The following is a 17,482-nucleotide window of genomic DNA, read 5'->3' on the forward strand; positions in this document are numbered from 1 at the left end:
CCCGTGACTACCTGGATCTGGGCCGGCGTGGCCGTGGTGCTGTTCGGCATGTACCTGAGTTGGACGGCCGGCCGGCTGGACCGGTTGCACGCCCGGATCGACGCCGCCCGCGCGGCGCTGGACGCGCAGCTGGTCCGCCGGGCGTCGGTGGCGATGGAGCTGGCGACGTCCTCGCTGCTGGACCCGGCCGCCTCGCTGCTGCTGCTGGACGCGGCGCACGCGGCCCGTCAGGCCGAGGACGACCAGCGCGAGGTGGCGGAGAGCCAGCTGAGCATGGCGCTGCGGGCGGTCTTCGCGGAGCCGGAGCAGGTTGCCGCGCTGACGGCCGAGCCGGGCGGCGAGGAGGCGGTGCGCGACCTCACGGCCGCGGTGCGGCGGGTGCCGATGGCGCGCCGGTTCCACAACGACGCGGTGCGCGCGGCCCGGGCGGTGCGCGAGCACCGGCTGGTGCGGTACTTCCGGCTGGCGGGGCGGGCGCCGTTCCCGCTGGCGTTCGAGATGGACGACGCCCCGCCGCCGGCGCTCACGCCCGAGGGCGCCCCGGCCTGAGGCGGGCTTCCGGACGCGCAGGGGACGTCGCGCGGAGCGGATCGAAAAAGTACGTCCGGATCCGGCCTGTTTGTCGTATCCCGTCGGCCGGGCTGGACTTGGTGGCGCATGGAACGGCCGTTTCTTCCGCCTACCATAGGGCGATAGCACTGGTTCATCTTCGAGTGAGGTCTCACGTGTCCACCACCCCCACCACCGCAGACCAGCCGCAGATCGGCACCGCCCGGGTGAAGCGCGGCATGGCCGAGCAGCTCAAGGGCGGTGTGATCATGGACGTGGTCAACGCCGAGCAGGCCAAGATCGCCGAGGACGCCGGCGCTGTGGCCGTCATGGCCCTGGAGCGGGTTCCGGCCGACATCCGCAAGGACGGCGGCGTCGCGCGCATGTCGGACCCGAACATGATCGAGGAGATCATCGCCGCGGTCTCGATCCCGGTCATGGCCAAGTCCCGGATCGGCCACTTCGTCGAGGCCCAGGTCCTCCAGTCGCTGGGTGTCGACTACATCGACGAGTCCGAGGTGCTGACCCCGGCCGACGAGGTCAACCACTCCGACAAGTGGGCGTTCACCACCCCCTTCGTCTGCGGTGCCACCAACCTGGGGGAGGCCCTGCGCCGCATCGCCGAGGGCGCGGCCATGATCCGCTCCAAGGGTGAGGCCGGCACGGGCAACGTCGTCGAGGCCGTCCGCCACCTGCGCCAGATCAAGAACGAGATCGGCCACCTGCGCGCGCTGGACCACAACGAGCTGTACGCGGCCGCCAAGGAGCTGCGTGCCCCGTACGAGCTGGTCAAGGAGGTCGCCGAGCTCGGCAAGCTGCCGGTCGTGCTGTTCTCCGCCGGTGGCGTGGCCACCCCGGCCGATGCCGCGCTGATGCGCCAGCTGGGTGCCGAGGGCGTCTTCGTCGGCTCCGGCATCTTCAAGTCGGGCGACCCGGCCAAGCGTGCCGCCGCGATCGTGAAGGCCACCACCTTCTTCGACGACCCGAAGATCATCGCGGACGCCTCCCGCAACCTGGGCGAGGCCATGGTCGGCATCAACTGCGACACCCTGCCGGAGACCGAGCGCTACGCCAACCGCGGCTGGTAGTCCCGGCCCGCGTCCGGCGTCGGCCCGCCGCAGCGCCTCGGCGCTCGGCGGGCCGCGCCGCGTACGCCCCCGGGCGGCGGTGCGCCGCCCGCGGCAACGATCACACGACGTACCGATCGAAGAAGGTTTGAGACCGTGAGCACTCCAGTCATCGGCGTTCTGGCCCTGCAGGGCGACGTCCGCGAGCACCTGGTCGCGCTGGCCGAGGCCGACGCGCTCGCCCGCCCGGTGCGCCGCGCCGAGGAACTGGCCGAGGTCGACGCGCTGGTGATCCCCGGCGGGGAGTCCACCACCATGTCCAAGCTGGCGCTGCTGTTCGGCGTGATGGACCCGCTGCGCGAGCGGGTCGCCGCCGGCATGCCGGTGTACGGCACCTGCGCGGGCATGATCATGCTGGCCGACAAGATCCTGGACGGCCGTGACGACCAGGAGACCGTCGGCGGCATCGACATGACCGTGCGCCGCAACGCGTTCGGCCGCCAGAACGAGTCCTTCGAGTCCGGGATCGCCTTCAAGGGCATGGACGACGCGCCGGTGCACGGCGTGTTCATCCGTGCGCCGTGGGTCGAGGCGGTCGGCGCCGCCGTCGAGGTGCTGGCCGAGCTGCCGGCCGCCGACGGCCCGGAGAGCCGGATCGTCGCCGTCCGCCAGGGCAACCTGCTGGCCACCTCGTTCCACCCCGAGCTGACCGGCGACCACCGGGTGCACGCCTACTTCGTGCGGATGGTCGAGGACCACCTCGAGGCCGCCGCGCGGTAGCGCCTCGCCGCCGCACGCTGACCGTGTGCGCTCACCGGTGGCGGCACCGGTAAGATCTCATCTGTTCATTTCCCTTTGGCGACGTAAAGGAGCTGGCGATGTCCGGCCACTCTAAGTGGGCTACCACCAAGCACAAGAAGGCCGTGATCGACGCCAAGCGCGGCAAGCTCTTCGCCAAGATGATCAAGAACATCGAGGTGGCGGCGCGGACCGGCGGACCCGACCCGGCCGGCAACCCGACGCTCTACGACGCCATTCAGAAGGCCAAGAAGAGCTCGGTCCCGATCGACAACATCAACCGCGCCGTCAAGCGCGGTGGCGGTCTGGAGGCCGGCGGCGCCGACTACCAGACCATCATGTACGAGGGCTACGGCCCGAACGGCGTCGCGGTGCTCATCGAGTGCCTCACCGACAACCGCAACCGCGCCGCCTCCGACGTGCGCGTCGCGATGACCCGCAACGGCGGCTCGATGGCCGACCCGGGCTCGGTGTCGTACCTGTTCACCCGCAAGGGTGTCGTGATCGTCCCCAAGGCCGACGGCGTGGACGAGGACAAGCTCTTCGAGGTCGTCCTCGACCAGGAGCCCGAGGAGATCAACGACCTCGGCGAGTCGTTCGAGATCGTCTCCGAGGCCTCCAAGATGGTCGCCGTCCGCACCGCCCTGGTGGACGCCGGCATCGACTACGACTCGGCCGAGGCCAACTTCCTCCCGAGCATGCAGGTCGAGCTGGACGTCGACGGCGCCCGCAAGATCCTGAAGCTGATCGACGCCCTCGAGGACAGCGACGACGTGCAGAACGTCTTCGCCAACTTCGACATCAGCGACGAGGTCGGTGCCCAGCTCGACGCCGAGTGATCGTTCGCACTCCCCGGCCCGGTGGTCCCCTGGACCGCCGGGCCGGTGTCGTCGGCGGCGATGTCGTACCCGGGGGGTAGCCTTCGCAGGTCGCCGGGCGTGCGGCGAGGCGCTGTGGGCCGAAGGGGTCGGACGCCGGGCCGGCGACGAACGGTGACCCGCCGCGAGCCCGCGGGGTCGAGCGGGCCGGAGGCGGACGGCGAATGACAGAGAGGCGGGGCCTGACGTGCGGGTACTGGGTGTGGACCCGGGGCTGACCAGGTGCGGGATCGGCGTGGTCGACGGTGCGCCGGGCCGCCCGCTGCGGATGGCCGGCGTCGGCGTGGTGCGCACCCCCGCCGAGGCGGAGATCGGGCAGCGGCTGCTTCTCGTCGAGCAGGGCATCGAGAGCTGGCTCGACGAGCACCGGCCGGACCTGGTCGCCGTCGAGCGGGTGTTCGCCCAGCACAACGTCCGCACCGTGATGGGCACCGCCCAGGCCAGCGCGGTCGCCATGCTCTGCGCCACCCGGCGCGGCATCCCGGTCACCCTGCACACCCCCAGTGAGGTCAAGGCCGCCGTCACCGGCTCGGGCCGGGCCGACAAGGCCCAGGTCACCGCCATGGTCCAGCGGCTGCTGCGGCTGGACGCGCCGCCCAAGCCGGCCGACGCCGCCGACGCGCTGGCGCTGGCCATCTGCCACATCTGGCGCGGCGGGGCGACCGGCAGGATCGCCGCCGCGGTCGCGAAGGCCGCGCCCGCCCCCACCGCCGCACCCGGCCGCGCCCCGGCCCGCGCCCCGTACTCCGCCCGAGCCCCCCGAGGAGCCGCCCGATGATCGCCTTCGTCCAGGGCCCGGTGGCCGCCATCGCCGCCGGCACCGTCGTCGTCGAGGTCGGCGGCGTTGGCATGGCCGTCCAGTGCACCCCGAACACCGCGGCCGGCCTGCGGCTCGGCGAGTCCGCCCGGCTGGCGACCTCGCTGGTCGTCCGGGAGGACTCGCTCACCCTGTACGGTTTCGCGGACGACGACGAGCGGGCCGTCTTCGAGATCCTGCAGGCCGCGCCCGGGGTCGGCCCCCGGCTCGCCCAGGCGATGCTCGGCGTGCACAGCCCGGACGAGTTGCGGGCGGCCGTCGCCGCGGGGAACGAGAAGGCCCTGATCGCCGTCCCCGGCATCGGCAAGGCGAAGGCCGCCAAGCTGCTGCTGGAGTACAAGGACAAGCTGGGCGCGCCGCACGGCAGCGTTCCCGCACAGAAGCCGGTCGCCGCCGGGCCCGCGCCGTGGAGCGAGCAGCTGCACTCCGCGCTGGTCGGCCTCGGCTACGCGCCGCGCGAGGCGGACGAGGCCGTCGCGGCGGTCACGCCTGAGGCCGAGGCGCAGACCACGACCGACGTGGGCGCGCTGCTCCGGCTCGCCCTGCGCAGCCTCAACCGTTCCCGCTGAAGCCATCTGGCGACCTGTCACCTTGTCGATAATGGAGCCCGAACCGATGAGCCCGTACGACTCCGACCCGGCCGACCGGCTGGTGGCGGCCGCCGCCGACGGCGAGGACCAGGCGGTCGAGGCCGCGCTGCGCCCCAAGCTGCTGGACGAGTTCATCGGCCAGGAGCGGGTCCGCGAGCAGTTGTCCCTGGTGCTCCAGGCGGCCCGCAAGCGCGGCACCGCCCCCGACCACGTGCTGCTGAGCGGCCCGCCCGGGCTCGGCAAGACCACCCTCTCGATGATCATCGCGGCCGAGCTGAACGCGCCGATCCGGATCACCTCCGGCCCCGCCATCCAGCACGCCGGCGACCTCGCGGCGATACTCTCCTCGCTCACCGAGGGCGAGGTGCTGTTCCTCGACGAGATCCACCGGATGTCCCGGCCCGCCGAGGAGATGCTCTACATGGCGATGGAGGACTTCCGCGTCGACGTGATCGTCGGCAAGGGCCCGGGCGCCACCGCCATCCCGCTGGAGCTGCCGCCGTTCACCCTGGTCGGCGCGACCACCCGGGCGGGCCTGCTGCCGCCGCCGCTGCGCGACCGCTTCGGCTTCACCGGCCACATGGAGTTCTACGCCCCCGCCGAGCTGCAGCGGGTCGTCCACCGCTCGGCCGCGCTGCTCGACGTCGAGATCGACCCGGCCGGGGCCGCCGAGATCGCCGGCCGCTCCCGGGGCACCCCGCGCATCGCCAACCGGCTGCTGCGCCGGGTGCGCGACTTCGCGCAGGTCAGGCACGACGGCGTGGTGACTCCGGAGATCGCCGCCCAGGCGCTGGAGGTCTACGAGGTCGACGCGCGCGGGCTGGACCGGCTGGACCGCGCAGTGCTGGACGCGCTGCTGCGGCTGTTCGGCGGCGGCCCGGTCGGTTTGTCGACACTGGCGGTCGCGGGCGGGGAGGAGGCCGAGACCGTGGAGGAGGTCGCCGAGCCGTTCCTGGTCCGCGAGGGCCTGCTCGCCCGCACCCCGCGCGGCCGGATCGCGACCGCGGCGGCCTGGCAGCACCTCGGGCTCACACCGCCGGTGCAGACCGCTCCGGTCCAGACCACCCGCGGCGCGGTGCCCGCCCAGCCCGATCTCTTCCAAGGCGGTGAGGGCTGAACGGGTGAGCCGGGGGCGAACCGGTCACCCGCCCGCCCCCGCGGAGCCCACGCGCAGAAGCCAGGGAAGAAGTCCGGGGAAACTGTGCAGGCGGAGGGTCGCCACTTTCGGCGGCAGGATGCGATGCTTGGCGTTGTCCGATCACTTCGGGGTCGCCTAGACTCCGCCGGACCGCCCCTCTCACCTGACGGGCCGACCAATACCACACAGGCCGCCGGCCCGGCGGCCCGTAAAGGACCCTGGCTGCAGTGAACCTCATCATCCTTCTCCTCCCGATCATCGCGATCGTGCTCATGTTCCGGTCGCAGAAGAAGCGCCAGCAGCAGATGCAGCAGATGCAGACGGCGCTGGAGCCCGGGGCGGGGGTGCGCACCATCGGCGGCCTGTACGCCCAGGTGAAGGCGGTCAACGAGGAGACCGTCGAGCTGGAGATCGCGCCGGGCGTGGTCTCCCACTTCACCAAGAGCGCGATCGCGGCGGTGCTGGACCCGCAGGAGTACGACGCGATCATCAACGGCCGCCCGGCCGACGACGAGCTGCCCGAGCCGGCGGCCGACGTCGACGCCGAGCCGGCCGGTGAGAAGCCGCTCTCGCTCGCCAAGGAGGGCGCCGAGCAGGGCGAGGCCGAGGGCGGCGCTCCCGCGAGCAAGTAGTACCGGCCGGGCACTCGCCCGGTCGCGCGGCGCAGTGCCGCGAGCCCACAGGATCTCATGGGCCCCAGATCCGCCATGCCCCCGTCCAGCCACGAGCCGGACGGGGGTCCGGTAGGGGAGGTGGCATGGACAGGGAGAAACGAGCAAGGTGGCAACACCCAAGTCGCGCCCGCGCGACGGTTACCCAGGGCGGGCGCTGACCCTCATCCTGGTGATCACCGTCGGCCTGGTCGCCCTCATGTTCGGGACGGGCAACACCAAGCCCCGCCTCGGGATCGACCTCGCAGGCGGCACCAGTATCACGCTGAGTGCGAAGTCGACCGACCCCAAGGCGATCAACAAGTCCAACATGGACATCGCCACCGGGATCATCGAGCAGCGCGTCAACGGGATGGGTGTCTCCGAGGCGGAGGTCCAGACCCAGGGCGACCGGAACATCGTCGTCAACATCCCCAAGGGCGGTGACAAGCAGAGCGCGGTCGACCAGGTCGGCACCACCGCGAAGCTGTACTTCCGCCCGGTCCTCGCCCTCGCCCCGAGCGGCATCCAGGCGCAGGCCCCGACCTCGGCCCCCTCGGCGAGCGGCAGCGCCACTCCGGGTGCGAGCCCGTCCGCGGGCGCCACCGGCTCGGCCTCCGCGAGCGCCCCGGCCGGTACGCCCAGCGCGAGCGCCACCAAGCAGGGCCGCGCGGTCGGCGAGGCCCTCGCCGACGCCAGCCCGTCCGCGACCGCCTCCGGCTCGGCCGCCGCCAGCCCGGGGGCCACCGCCTCCGGCTCGGCCGCCGCCACCCCGAGCGCGGCCGCCACCCCGAGCGCCGGCGCCACCGCGCCGGCCAACCCGGACCTGAGCGCCGCGATGACCTCCGGGACCGTGCCGCCGGAGCTGGCCGCCGCGTTCGCCGGCCTGGACTGCTCCAAGCCCGAGCAGCGCAACCAGAACTACCAGAAGGCCGAGGAGCAGCCGACCGTCGCCTGCACCCAGAAGGACGAGCGCGGCGTCTACTACAAGCTCGCCCTCGGCCCGGTCGCGGTGAAGGGCGCCGACGTCTCCAAGGCGCAGGCCAGCATCGACACCCAGCAGGGTGCCGGCTGGCAGGTCCAGCTGCAGTTCAACGGCAAGGGCACCGACGACTTCACCAAGGTGACCGGCCAGCTGGCCACCCAGGCGGACCCGACCAACCAGTTCGCCATCGTGCTGGACGGCAAGGTCGTCTCGCACCCGTACGTGCGCAGCGCCATCCCCGGCGGCTCGGCCGTGATCTCCGGCAGCTTCACCCAGGCCGAGGCGCAGGACCTCGCCAACGTGCTGAGCTTCGGCGCCCTGCCGCTGGAGTTCACCACCGACGACGTCACCACGGTCTCCCCGCAGCTCGGCGGCGACCAGCTGGAGGCCGGTCTGATCGCCGGCGCCATCGGCATGCTGCTGGTGGTCGTCTACTCGCTGGTCTACTACCGCGGCCTCGGCCTGGTCTCGATCGCCGGTCTGGTCGTCTCCGCGATCCTGACCTACTCGATCATGAGCCTGCTCGGCGCCGGCATCGGCTTCGCGCTGAACCTGCCGGCCGTCTGCGGCGCCATCGTCGCGATCGGTATCACCGCGGACTCCTTCATCGTGTACTTCGAGCGCATCCGCGACGAGGTCCGCGAGGGCGCCCCGCTGCGCCCGGCGGTCCAGCGGGCCTGGCCGCGCGCCCGGCGCACCATCCTGGTGTCGGACTTCGTGTCCTTCCTCTGCGCCGCGGTGCTCTACCTGGTCTCGGTCGGCAAGGTGCAGGGCTTCGCGTTCACGCTGGGCCTGACCACCGCGCTCGACGTCGTCGTGATCTTCCTGTTCACCAAGCCGCTGATCACGCTGCTGGCCCGGCGGAAGTTCTTCGCCGACGGTCACCCGTGGTCCGGCCTGGACCCGAAGCGCCTGGGCGCCCGCCCGCCGCTGCGTAGCAGCCGTCGCCGTCCCACCTCGTCCGCCGCCGCGAAGGGGGCCTGACACCGTGTCGCGCTTCTCCAATCTGGGCCACCGGCTCTACCAGGGCGAGGTCAGCTTCGACTTCGTCGGGCGCCGCAAGCTCTGGTACAGCATCTCCGGCGTGATCGTGCTGGTCGCGGCGATCGGCCTGGCCATGGGCCTGCACCTGGGCATCGAGTTCAAGGGCGGGCAGGTCTACACCGTCTCCAAGCCGGGGCTGTCCGTCTCCCAGGCGCAGGAGGCCGCCGACAAGATCGTCTCCTCGCACCCGCTGGTGCAGTCGGTGGACGAGGGCAAGAAGATCCGGATCCAGGTCAGCTCCGAGGAGAAGGTCTCCTCCTCGACCTTCACGGACAAGCTGTCCAAGGAGATCGGCGTCCCGGTCGCCGAGATCGACACCCAGGTGATCGGCCCCAGCTGGGGCGAGCAGATCTCCAAGAAGGCACTCACCGGCCTGATCATCTTCATGGTTCTGGTGACGGCCTACCTGGCGATCGCCTTCGAGTGGCGGATGGCGGTGGCCGCCCTGGTCGCCCTCATCCACGACCTCCTGATCACCATCGGGGTCTACGCGCTGGTGGGCTTCGAGGTCACCCCCGGTACGGTGATCGGCTTCCTGACCATCCTCGGGTACTCGCTCTACGACACGGTCGTCGTCTTCGACACCGTGAAGGAGAACACCAAGGGGCTCACCAAGCAGAACAAGCTCACCTACAGCGAGGCGGCCAACGCGGGCCTCAACCAGACCCTGGTGCGCTCGCTCAACACCACGGTGGTCGCCCTGCTCCCGGTGGCGGCGCTGCTGTTCATCGGTGGCGGCATCCTGGGTGCCGGCACCCTGAACGACATCTCGCTGGCGCTGTTCATCGGCCTCGCGGCCGGTGCCTACTCCTCGATCTGCGTCGCCACCCCGCTGCTGGCACAGCTCAAGGAGGAGCAGCCGGACATGAAGGCGCTGGCCAAGCGGGTCGCCCAGCGCCGTGCCGCGGACGCCAAGGCGGCCGCCGAGGGCGGCTCCGGGGCTCCCGCGGGCGAGGAGTTCGCCGACGAGGACCTGCCGGCGGGTATGGTCGGTCAGCGCGGCCGGGCGTCCGGCGCCCGCGCCAAGGGCCGTCCGTCCACCAAGCGCTGAAGCGCGACCGACCGTAAGGACTCCTCGTGACCACCGCCGACACCGCACTGGCCGAGCTGCTGAACAGCCGCATCCGGGACGTCCCGGACTACCCGAAGCCGGGTGTGCTGTTCAAGGACATCGCGCCGCTGCTCGCCGACGCCGAGGCCTTCGGGGCGCTCACCCGGGCGCTCGCCGAGCGGGCGACGGCCCTCGGGGCGACCAAGGTGGTGGGCCTGGAGGCGCGCGGCTTCGTGCTGGCGGCCCCGGCGGCCTTCGCGGCCGGGCTCGGCTTCGTGCCGATCCGCAAGCAGGGCAAGCTGCCCGGCGAGGTGTTCCGCCGTTCGTACGAGCTGGAGTACGGCGAGGCCGTGCTGGAGGTGCAGTGCGACGCCTTCGCGCCCGGTGAGCGGGTGCTGGTGGTGGACGACGTGCTGGCCACCGGCGGCACCATCGGGGCCTCGCTGGACCTGGTGAAGGAGGCCGGTGCCGAGCTGGCGGGCGTCGTGGTGCTGATGGAGCTGGGCTTCCTGGACGGGCGCGCGCGGCTCTCCGAGCACCTGGGCGGCGCTCCGCTGGAGACGCTGGTCACGGTCTGAGGTCCGCGCAGGGCCAGGCCGAGGGCGGCGGTCGGATCATCCGACCGCCGCCCTCTGCGTGTCCGGGGCCGGGCGGCTGAACACCGGAGCGCCGGGCTCGGTACCATGAAGATTCATCCCCTCCCCGGTTGTGCGAGGCAGAGCCGGCCGTGCGAGGGGCCCGGCCCAGGTGCCCCGAGGAGTGTCCTTGCCCGACGAGGTTGTGCCCACGGCCGCAGCGGCCGCCCCCGACAACCGTTCCACGCCCTCGGGGGCCACCCCGGCACGCCCGGCGCCGACCTCCTCGCGTCCGGCGGCTCCCGCGAGCCGGCCGTCCTCCTCCGGCGGTATGCGCGCCCGGCTGGCCCGCCTCGGCGGCCAGCGCTCCAGCGTGCTCAACCCGGTGCTGGAGCCGCTGTTCCGCTCCATCCGGGCCAACGACCCCAAGGCCGACCCGGCCCTCCTGCGGGACATCGAGCGGGCGTACGCGGTGGCCGAGAAGTGGCACCGCGGGCAGAAGCGCAAGAGCGGCGACCCGTACATCACCCACCCGCTGGCGGTCGCGACCATCCTGGCCGAGCTGGGCATGGACGCGCCCACCCTGATGGCCGGGCTGCTGCACGACACCGTCGAGGACACCGACTACGGACTGGAGACCCTGCGCCGGGACTTCGGTGACTCGGTGGCGCTGCTGGTGGACGGCGTCACCAAGCTGGACCGGGTCAAGTTCGGCGAGGCCGCGCAGGCCGAGACCGTCCGCAAGATGGTCGTCGCGATGGCCAAGGACCCGCGCGTCCTGGTCATCAAGCTGGCCGACCGCCTGCACAACATGCGCACCATGCGCTACCTGAAGCGGGAGAAGCAGGAGAAGAAGGCCCGCGAGACGCTGGAGATCTACGCCCCGCTGGCGCACCGGCTGGGCATGAACACCATCAAGTGGGAGCTGGAGGACCTCGCCTTCGCGATCCTCTACCCCAAGATGTACGACGAGATCGTCCGGCTGGTCGCCGAGCGCGCGCCGAAGCGGGACGAGTACCTGGCGACCGTCATCGACCAGGTCCAGGGCGACCTGCGCGGCGCCCGGATCACCGCCTCCGTCACCGGGCGGCCGAAGCACTACTACTCGGTCTACCAGAAGATGATCGTCCGGGGCCGGGACTTCGCCGAGATCTACGACCTGGTGGGCATCCGGGTCCTGGTCGACACCGTCCGCGACTGCTACGCGGCGCTGGGCACCATCCACGCGCGGTGGAACCCGGTGCCGGGGCGGTTCAAGGACTACATCGCGATGCCCAAGTTCAACATGTACCAGTCGCTGCACACGACGGTGATCGGTCCCGGTGGCAAGCCCGTCGAGCTGCAGATCCGCACGTTCGACATGCACCGCCGCGCCGAGTACGGCATCGCCGCGCACTGGAAGTACAAGCAGCGCGCCGTCGCCGGCGCCTCCAAGGTCCGCACCGACACCCCGACCCAGACCCGCAAGGACGACAAGGCCGGCGCCGTCAACGAGATGGCCTGGCTGCGGCAGCTGCTGGACTGGCAGAAGGAGACCGAGGACCCGAGCGAGTTCCTGGAGTCGCTGCGCTTCGACCTCTCCAACAACGAGGTCTTCGTCTTCACCCCCAAGGGCGACGTCATAGCGCTGCCGGCCGGCGCCACCCCGGTGGACTTCGCCTTCGCCGTCCACACCGAGGTCGGCTACCGCTGCATAGGGGCCCGGGTCAACGGGCGGCTGGTGCCGCTCGAGTCGACCCTCGAGAACGGCGACAGCGTCGAGGTCTTCACCTCCAAGGCGGAGAACGCCGGCCCGTCCCGGGACTGGCTGGGCTTCGTCAAGTCTCCGCGCGCCCGCAACAAGATCCGCGCCTGGTTCTCCAAGGAGCGCCGCGAGGAGGCCATCGAGCACGGCAAGGAGGCCATCGCCCGGGCGATGCGCAAGCAGGGTCTGCCGATCCAGCGGATCCTCACCGGCGACTCGCTGGTCACCCTGGCCCACGAGATGCGCTACCCGGACATCTCCTCGCTGTACGCCGCGATCGGCGAGGGCCACGTCGCCGCGCAGAACATCGTGCAGAAGCTGGTCCAGGCGCTCGGCGGCGAGGAGGGTGCCACCGAGGACCTCGCCGAGACCGCCACGCCGACCCACGACACCCGCCGGGCGGTGCGCCGCCGGGCCAAGGGCGACCCCGGTGTCATCGTCAAGGGCGTCGAGGACGTCTGGGTCAAGCTGTCCCGCTGCTGCACCCCGGTGCCGGGCGACCCGATCGTCGGCTTCATCACCCGCGGCAACGGCGTCTCCGTGCACCGCGCCGACTGCGTCAACGTCGACGCGCTCAGCCAGCAGCCCGAGCGGATGATCGAGGTCGAGTGGGCGGCCACCCAGTCCTCGGTCTTCCTGGTCGCCATCCAGGTCGAGGCGCTGGACCGCTCCCGGCTGCTCTCGGACGTCACCCGGGTCCTCTCCGACCAGCACGTCAACATCCTGTCGGCGGCGGTCCAGACCTCGCGCGACCGGGTGGCGATGAGCCGGTTCACCTTCGAGATGGGCGACCCGAAGCACCTCGGGCACGTGCTCAAGGCGGTCCGCGGCGTCGAGGGCGTCTACGACGTCTACCGCGTCACCTCGTCCCGCAAGTAGCGGCGACGGCGAAGGGCCCCGGGGTGCTGGCGAATTCGAGGGGTCGTTGCAACACGTGGTGAGTTGATCAAGCCGCGAGCAGTGTAAGCAGACGCTCGGCTGGGGTTTCCCAGCCGAGCGTTTTGCGTGGGCGGCTGTTGAGTCGGTCGGCGACGGCGGCCAGGTGCTCGGGGGTGTGGACGGACAGATCGGTGCCCTTGGGGAAGTACTGGCGGAGCAGGCCGTTGGTGTTCTCGTTGGAGCCCCGCTGCCAAGGGCTGGCGGGCTCGCAGAAGTAGACCGGGACGCCGGTGTCGCGGGTGAAGCCTCGGTGGGCGGCCATCTCGCAACCCTGGTCCCAGGTCAGGGACTGCTGCAACTGCTCCGGAAGCGTCTTGAAGACGTCGGTGAGCGCGCGGCGCACGGCGTTGGAGGTGTGGCCGGTAGGCAGGTGGACGAGGACCAGGTAGCGGCTGCTGCGTTCGACCAGGGTGGCGATCGCGGAGCGCGACTTGGGGCCCACGATGAGGTCGCCCTCCCAGTGGCCGGCGACGGCTCGGTCGGCGGCCTCGACGGGTCGCTCGCTGATCATCAGCATGTTCTTGACGGGGCGGGACCTGCGCCTGTCCGTCTGACGGCGCGGGCGGCGGAGCCGTCGCCCGGTTCTCAGGTTGCGAGTCAGGTCGCGGTGCAGGTCTCCCCGGCCCTGGGTGTAGAGGGCCTGGTAGACCGTCTCGTGGCTGACGTGCATCCCGGGATGCTCGGGGAAGCCTTCGCGGAGCGCGCGACAGATCTGCTCGGGGCTCCACTGGATTGCCAGCCGGTCCTGGATGAAGTCCCGCAGTTCAGGGCTCTGGCCTATCTTGCTCGGCTTGGGGCGGGGCCGGCGCTGGTCGGCACGGCGCTGGGCGGCGTGCGGGCGGTAGTACCAGCCGCCCTTCGGCAGCACCGTGCGGTTGCGCCTGATCTCACGGCTGACGGTCGAGGGGCTGCGGCCCAGCTCCGCCGCGATGGCCCGGATCGTGGCCTTCTCCCGCAGCCGGTCGGCTATGTGGATGCGCTCGGTCTCGCTGAGGTAGCGGGAGGTCTCGGGCGCCGCGGGCTCGGCCGGTGCGACAGGAGGCGGCACCACCTCGTAGATCGGTGGTGCCGCCTTCTTCCGGCCCGACGCGTTGCGGCCGTTGCGCCATCGCTTGCCGGTGCGGACGTTGATGCCGACTACCGCGCAGGCCTCGGCGAACCCCATTCCTTGATCCACAAGCCGGAAGTATTCCTCCCGCTCCCGCACCAAGGCCCTCGGCCCTTGACCTACCGTCCGGTTCTCCCGGATCTCGAACATTGCACCCCTTGAACTGGGGTGTTGCAACGACCGGTAGAACTCAAGTGCTCCCCGGGGCCCTTCGGCGTTCTGCTGCGGTCCCTGGCTCGGACGCTCGGCGGCGGATCAGCCGCTGAACTCCTCCTGGCTCTTGTGGGCCTGCTCCAGCAGGGTCTGCACGCCGGCCAGCTCGGACTCCAGCTTGGCCACCTTGCCGGCGTTCCCGGCCGCACGGGCCTTGTCCAGGTCGGCCTGGAGCTTGTCCGCCTTGGCCTGGAAGAGGCCGACCATGCCGGCGGCGCGGGCCTTCGCCTCCGGGTTGGAGCGCTTCCACTCGGCGTCCTCGGCCTCGCGGATCGCCCGCTCGACCGCGTTCAGCCGGCCGTCCAGCTTCGGACGGGCGTCCCGCGGCACGTGCCCGATCGCCTCCCAGCGCTCGTTCACGTCACGCAGCGCGGCCTTGGCGGCCTTCAGGTCGGTGATCGGCAGGATCGCCTCGGCCTCGGCCGCCAGCGCCTCCTTCAGCTTCTGGTTCGCCACCTGCTCGGCGTCCCGCTCGCTGAACACCGCGGACCGGGCCTGGAAGAAGACGTCCTGGGCGCCGCGGAACCGCGCCCACAGCTCGTCCTCGACGTCCCGCTGCGCGCGGCCGGCGGCCTTCCAGCGGGCCATGAGGTCGCGGTAGCGGGCCGCGGTGTCGCCCCACTCCGTGGAGGAGGAGAGCGCCTCCGCCTCGGAGACCAGGCGCTCCTTGGTCTGGCGGGCCTGCTCGCGCTCGGCGTCCAGGGTCGCGAAGTGCGCCTTGCGGTGCTTGGAGAAGACCGAGCGGGCGTGCGAGAAGCGGTGCCACAGCTCGTCGTCGCTCTTGCGGTCCAGCCGCGGCAGGCTCTTCCAGGTGTCCACCAGGGCGCGCAGCCGGTCGCCGGCCTCCCGCCACTGGGTCGACTCGGCGAGCTGCTCGGCCTCGGTGACCAGCGCCTCCTTGGCCGCCCGGGTCTCGTTCTGGGCCTTGGCGCGGGCCGCCTTGCGCTCCTCGCGACGGCTCTCGATCTCAGCGGCGAGCGTGTCCAGCCGCTTGGCCAGTGCGTCCAGGTCACCGACCGCGTGCCCCTCGGTGACCTGCGCGCGCAGGTGCTCCAGCGCGGTCAGGGCGTCCTTGGCGGCCAGGTCGGTGGTGCGCACCCGCTTCTCCAGCAGGCCGATCTCCACCTCGATGCCCTGGTACTTGCGCTCGAAGTAGGCGAGGGCCTCCTCGGGCGAGCCGGCCTGCCAGGAACCCACGACGCGTTCGCCGTCGGCCGTCCTGACGTAGACCGTGCCCTGCTCGTCGACACGGCCCCACGGGTCGCTGCTCATAGCGCGTCCTCCACATGACGTCGCGCCCGCGCCGGGGCGGCGCGCGTCCGTCGTCCACAGTTGATGTGCGGCGGACCGATGAGTCCGCCGTCCCCGTCCGCCGTACTGGTGCTTCGCCGAGGGTGACGGCTTGGCGGGTCCGGGCACCCTATACAACGCCAACATAGGCGACCAGGCCCGGTGCTGTCCGCATCCGGGCCGGGCGATTTCGCTCCGGGGCCGGGCCGGGCCCGCTCTCGCGGTGACCCGGCTCGGCCCCGGCGCGGCTCAACTCTTCGCGGTGGTAACCGAGTTGAAGGTCACGTCGGCCATCGGATGGCCGTCCGTGCCGCCTTCCAGGGTGCCCGCGGCGGCGATCTTCTGAACCACGTCCAGACCGCCGGTGATCTTCCCGAACGGGGTGTAGTTCGGGGGGAGCTGGGTGTCCTTGTAGACCAGGAAGAACTGGCTTCCGTTGGTGCCCGGACCGGCGTTGGCCATCGCCACGGTGCCGGCCGGGTAGGTGGCCCCGGTGAGGTTCTCGTCGGCGAACTTGTAGCCCGGGCCGCCGGTGCCGCCGGGGGCGGTCGCACTGGCGGTCGGGTCACCGCACTGCAGCACGTAGATGCCGCCCGTGGTCAGGCGGTGGCACTTGGTGTGGTCGAAGTACTTCTCGCCGGCGAGGAAGGCGAAGGAGTTCACCGTGTGCGGCGCCTTGGCGGCGTCCAGCGACAGCGTCACCTTGCCGCAGTTGGTCTCCAGGGTCGCCGTGTAGGCGGCCGAGGTGTCGACGCTCATGGCCGGCTCGGCCTGCCACTGCTTGCCGTTGGGCGAGCCCGGCGCCGGGTCGCCGCAGCCCTCGACCGGCTTGCGGGTCGGGGTGGTCGGCTCGGCGGCCGGCTGGGTGGGCGCGGCCTGCGCGCTCGACGAGGAGTCCTTCTTGTCGTCCGAGTCGAAGGCGCCGGTGCCGACCAGGACGCCGCCCCCGGCCAGCACCACGACGGCGAGCGACGCGCCGAGGATGGTGTTGCGCCGCTTGCGGGCGATCGCGGCCTGGGCCCGGCGCTGCGCCTGGCGCTCGTACTTCTCGCGGGCGAGCTGCCGCCGCCGCTGTTCGCTGGTGACCACCGGCCGTGTCTCCTGAGGATGTACTGGAAATGTGTGCGGATGCTGGAGCGGATCATCGCATCCATCGGCGGTCAAGTGTAGGTACCGCCGCCGTAAGAACGCGGTGAACCTGTCAGGACGGTCGGCCCGCGCCCCCCATCTGGTTCGCAACCGGACCCGGACCGCCGGTAGGCTGCCTTTACATCACGTCTCGTAGCCGCATCTCGTAGCCGTCAGTGCCGACCGAACCACGAAGGACGCGCGTGTTCATCGCCGGATTCCCCGCTGGAGCCTGGGGCACCAACTGCTACCTGGTCGCGCCGGGGCCGGGCGAGGAGTGCGTCATCGTCGACCCCGGCCATCAGGCCACCCGCGGCGTCGAGGAACTGGTCCGCGAGCACCGGCTGAAGCCCGTCGCCGTCGTGCTCACCCACGGCCACATCGACCACGTCGCCTCGGTCGTGCCGGTCTGCGGCGCCAAGGGGATCCCGGCCTGGATCCACCCCGAGGACCGCTACATGATGGCGGACCCGGAGAAGGCGCTCGGCCGCTCGCTCGGCACCCAGCTGATGGGCGAACTCACCGTCGGCGAACCCGACGACGTGCGCGAGCTCACCGACGGCAGCGTGCTGGAGCTGGCCGGCCTCCGGCTCACCGTCGACCACGCGCCCGGCCATACCAAGGGGTCGGTGACGTTCCGGACGCCCGGCGCCGAGGACCTGCCCCCGGTGCTCTTCTCGGGCGACCTGCTCTTCGCCGGCTCCATCGGGCGCACGGACCTCCCGGGCGGCGACAGCGAGGCGATCATGAACTCGCTGGCCCGGGTGTGCCTGCCCCTCGACGACGCGACCGTGGTCCTCTCCGGCCACGGCGGACAGACCACCATCGGCCGTGAGCGCGCCACCAACCCCTACCTCAGGCAGGCGGCGGGAGCGCTCGGCGCTCCGGCCTTCCCGCGACGAGGAATGTGACGGAAGA

At 71.7% G+C, this 17,482-nt stretch carries 16 protein-coding genes; 13 read left to right on the forward strand and 3 right to left on the reverse strand.

Features of this window, described 5'->3' with window-relative positions; genetic code table 11:
- Positions 1 to 48: 48 nt before the first annotated feature.
- The 12 genes from MCM47_RS12515 to MCM47_RS12570 all read left to right on the forward strand — a co-directional run bounded on the left by MCM47_RS12515 (position 49) and on the right by MCM47_RS12570 (position 12,765).
- Entirely contained in the window at positions 49 to 549 is a 501-nt protein-coding gene (locus tag MCM47_RS12515) for a hypothetical protein (RefSeq protein WP_238862124.1), read from the forward strand.
- A 176-nt stretch (positions 550 to 725) separates the two neighbouring features.
- Positions 726 to 1,637, forward strand: coding sequence for a pyridoxal 5'-phosphate synthase lyase subunit PdxS (pdxS, locus tag MCM47_RS12520; protein WP_031072591.1), 912 nt, complete (start codon positions 726 to 728; stop codon positions 1,635 to 1,637).
- A 135-nt stretch (positions 1,638 to 1,772) separates the two neighbouring features.
- Positions 1,773 to 2,396 carry a pyridoxal 5'-phosphate synthase glutaminase subunit PdxT gene (gene pdxT, locus MCM47_RS12525; RefSeq protein WP_238861570.1) on the forward strand — a complete coding sequence of 208 codons (624 nt, stop codon included), beginning with the start codon at positions 1,773 to 1,775 and terminating at the stop codon, positions 2,394 to 2,396.
- A gap of 98 nt (positions 2,397 to 2,494) precedes the next feature.
- On the forward strand, positions 2,495 to 3,253 hold the full coding sequence (locus MCM47_RS12530) for a YebC/PmpR family DNA-binding transcriptional regulator (protein ID WP_238861571.1): 759 nt from the start codon (positions 2,495 to 2,497) through the stop codon (positions 3,251 to 3,253).
- Positions 3,254 to 3,479: 226 nt separating this feature from the next.
- On the forward strand, positions 3,480 to 4,070 hold the full coding sequence (ruvC, locus tag MCM47_RS12535; protein ID WP_238861574.1) for a crossover junction endodeoxyribonuclease RuvC: 591 nt from the start codon (positions 3,480 to 3,482) through the stop codon (positions 4,068 to 4,070).
- Positions 4,067 to 4,678 (forward strand): Holliday junction branch migration protein RuvA, encoded by a 612-nt coding sequence (ruvA, locus tag MCM47_RS12540; protein WP_238861576.1) that lies wholly within the window; start codon positions 4,067 to 4,069, stop codon positions 4,676 to 4,678. The genes ruvC and ruvA overlap by 4 nt, the downstream gene beginning before the upstream one ends.
- A 46-nt stretch (positions 4,679 to 4,724) precedes the next feature.
- Positions 4,725 to 5,816, forward strand: a complete 1,092-nt coding sequence (ruvB, locus tag MCM47_RS12545) for a Holliday junction branch migration DNA helicase RuvB (protein WP_238861578.1) — start codon at positions 4,725 to 4,727, stop codon at positions 5,814 to 5,816.
- Between the two features lie 248 nt (positions 5,817 to 6,064).
- Entirely contained in the window at positions 6,065 to 6,469 is a 405-nt protein-coding gene (gene yajC / locus MCM47_RS12550) for a preprotein translocase subunit YajC (protein WP_238861580.1), read from the forward strand.
- A 148-nt stretch (positions 6,470 to 6,617) separates the two neighbouring features.
- Positions 6,618 to 8,456, forward strand: a complete 1,839-nt coding sequence (gene secD / locus MCM47_RS12555; RefSeq protein ID WP_374209120.1) for a protein translocase subunit SecD — start codon at positions 6,618 to 6,620, stop codon at positions 8,454 to 8,456.
- Between the two features lie 4 nt (positions 8,457 to 8,460).
- Entirely contained in the window at positions 8,461 to 9,567 is a 1,107-nt protein-coding gene (gene secF, locus MCM47_RS12560; protein ID WP_238861581.1) for a protein translocase subunit SecF, read from the forward strand.
- A gap of 26 nt (positions 9,568 to 9,593) precedes the next feature.
- Positions 9,594 to 10,145, forward strand: coding sequence for an adenine phosphoribosyltransferase (locus MCM47_RS12565; protein ID WP_238861583.1), 552 nt, complete (start codon positions 9,594 to 9,596; stop codon positions 10,143 to 10,145).
- Between the two features lie 169 nt (positions 10,146 to 10,314).
- The gene (locus MCM47_RS12570; RefSeq protein ID WP_374209121.1) at positions 10,315 to 12,765 is read left to right on the forward strand and encodes a RelA/SpoT family protein; all 2,451 of its coding nucleotides are present in this window, start codon (positions 10,315 to 10,317) and stop codon (positions 12,763 to 12,765) included.
- A 67-nt stretch (positions 12,766 to 12,832) separates the two neighbouring features.
- On the opposite strand, the gene MCM47_RS12575 is transcribed toward MCM47_RS12570, so the two are convergent.
- The 3 genes from MCM47_RS12575 to MCM47_RS12585 all read right to left on the reverse strand — a co-directional run bounded on the left by MCM47_RS12575 (position 12,833) and on the right by MCM47_RS12585 (position 16,525).
- Positions 12,833 to 13,990: an IS30 family transposase gene (locus MCM47_RS12575; RefSeq protein WP_238740475.1), complete on the reverse strand. Its 1,158-nt coding sequence runs from the start codon at positions 13,988 to 13,990 to the stop codon at positions 12,833 to 12,835.
- Positions 13,991 to 14,188: 198 nt separating this feature from the next.
- On the reverse strand, positions 14,189 to 15,418 hold the full coding sequence (locus tag MCM47_RS12580) for a DUF349 domain-containing protein (protein ID WP_238861587.1): 1,230 nt from the start codon (positions 15,416 to 15,418) through the stop codon (positions 14,189 to 14,191).
- A gap of 267 nt (positions 15,419 to 15,685) precedes the next feature.
- Positions 15,686 to 16,525 carry a peptidylprolyl isomerase gene (locus MCM47_RS12585; protein WP_238861590.1) on the reverse strand — a complete coding sequence of 280 codons (840 nt, stop codon included), beginning with the start codon at positions 16,523 to 16,525 and terminating at the stop codon, positions 15,686 to 15,688.
- 242 nt (positions 16,526 to 16,767) lie between these two features.
- Between MCM47_RS12585 and MCM47_RS12590 the strand changes: the two genes are divergently transcribed.
- Positions 16,768 to 17,475, forward strand: coding sequence for an MBL fold metallo-hydrolase (locus MCM47_RS12590; protein ID WP_238861592.1), 708 nt, complete (start codon positions 16,768 to 16,770; stop codon positions 17,473 to 17,475).
- Positions 17,476 to 17,482: the final 7 nt, after the last annotated feature.

Origin of the sequence: Kitasatospora sp. A2-31, from assembly GCF_022288725.1 — a bacterium.
In the GTDB taxonomy this organism is placed as follows: Bacteria; Actinomycetota; Actinomycetes; order Streptomycetales; family Streptomycetaceae; genus Kitasatospora.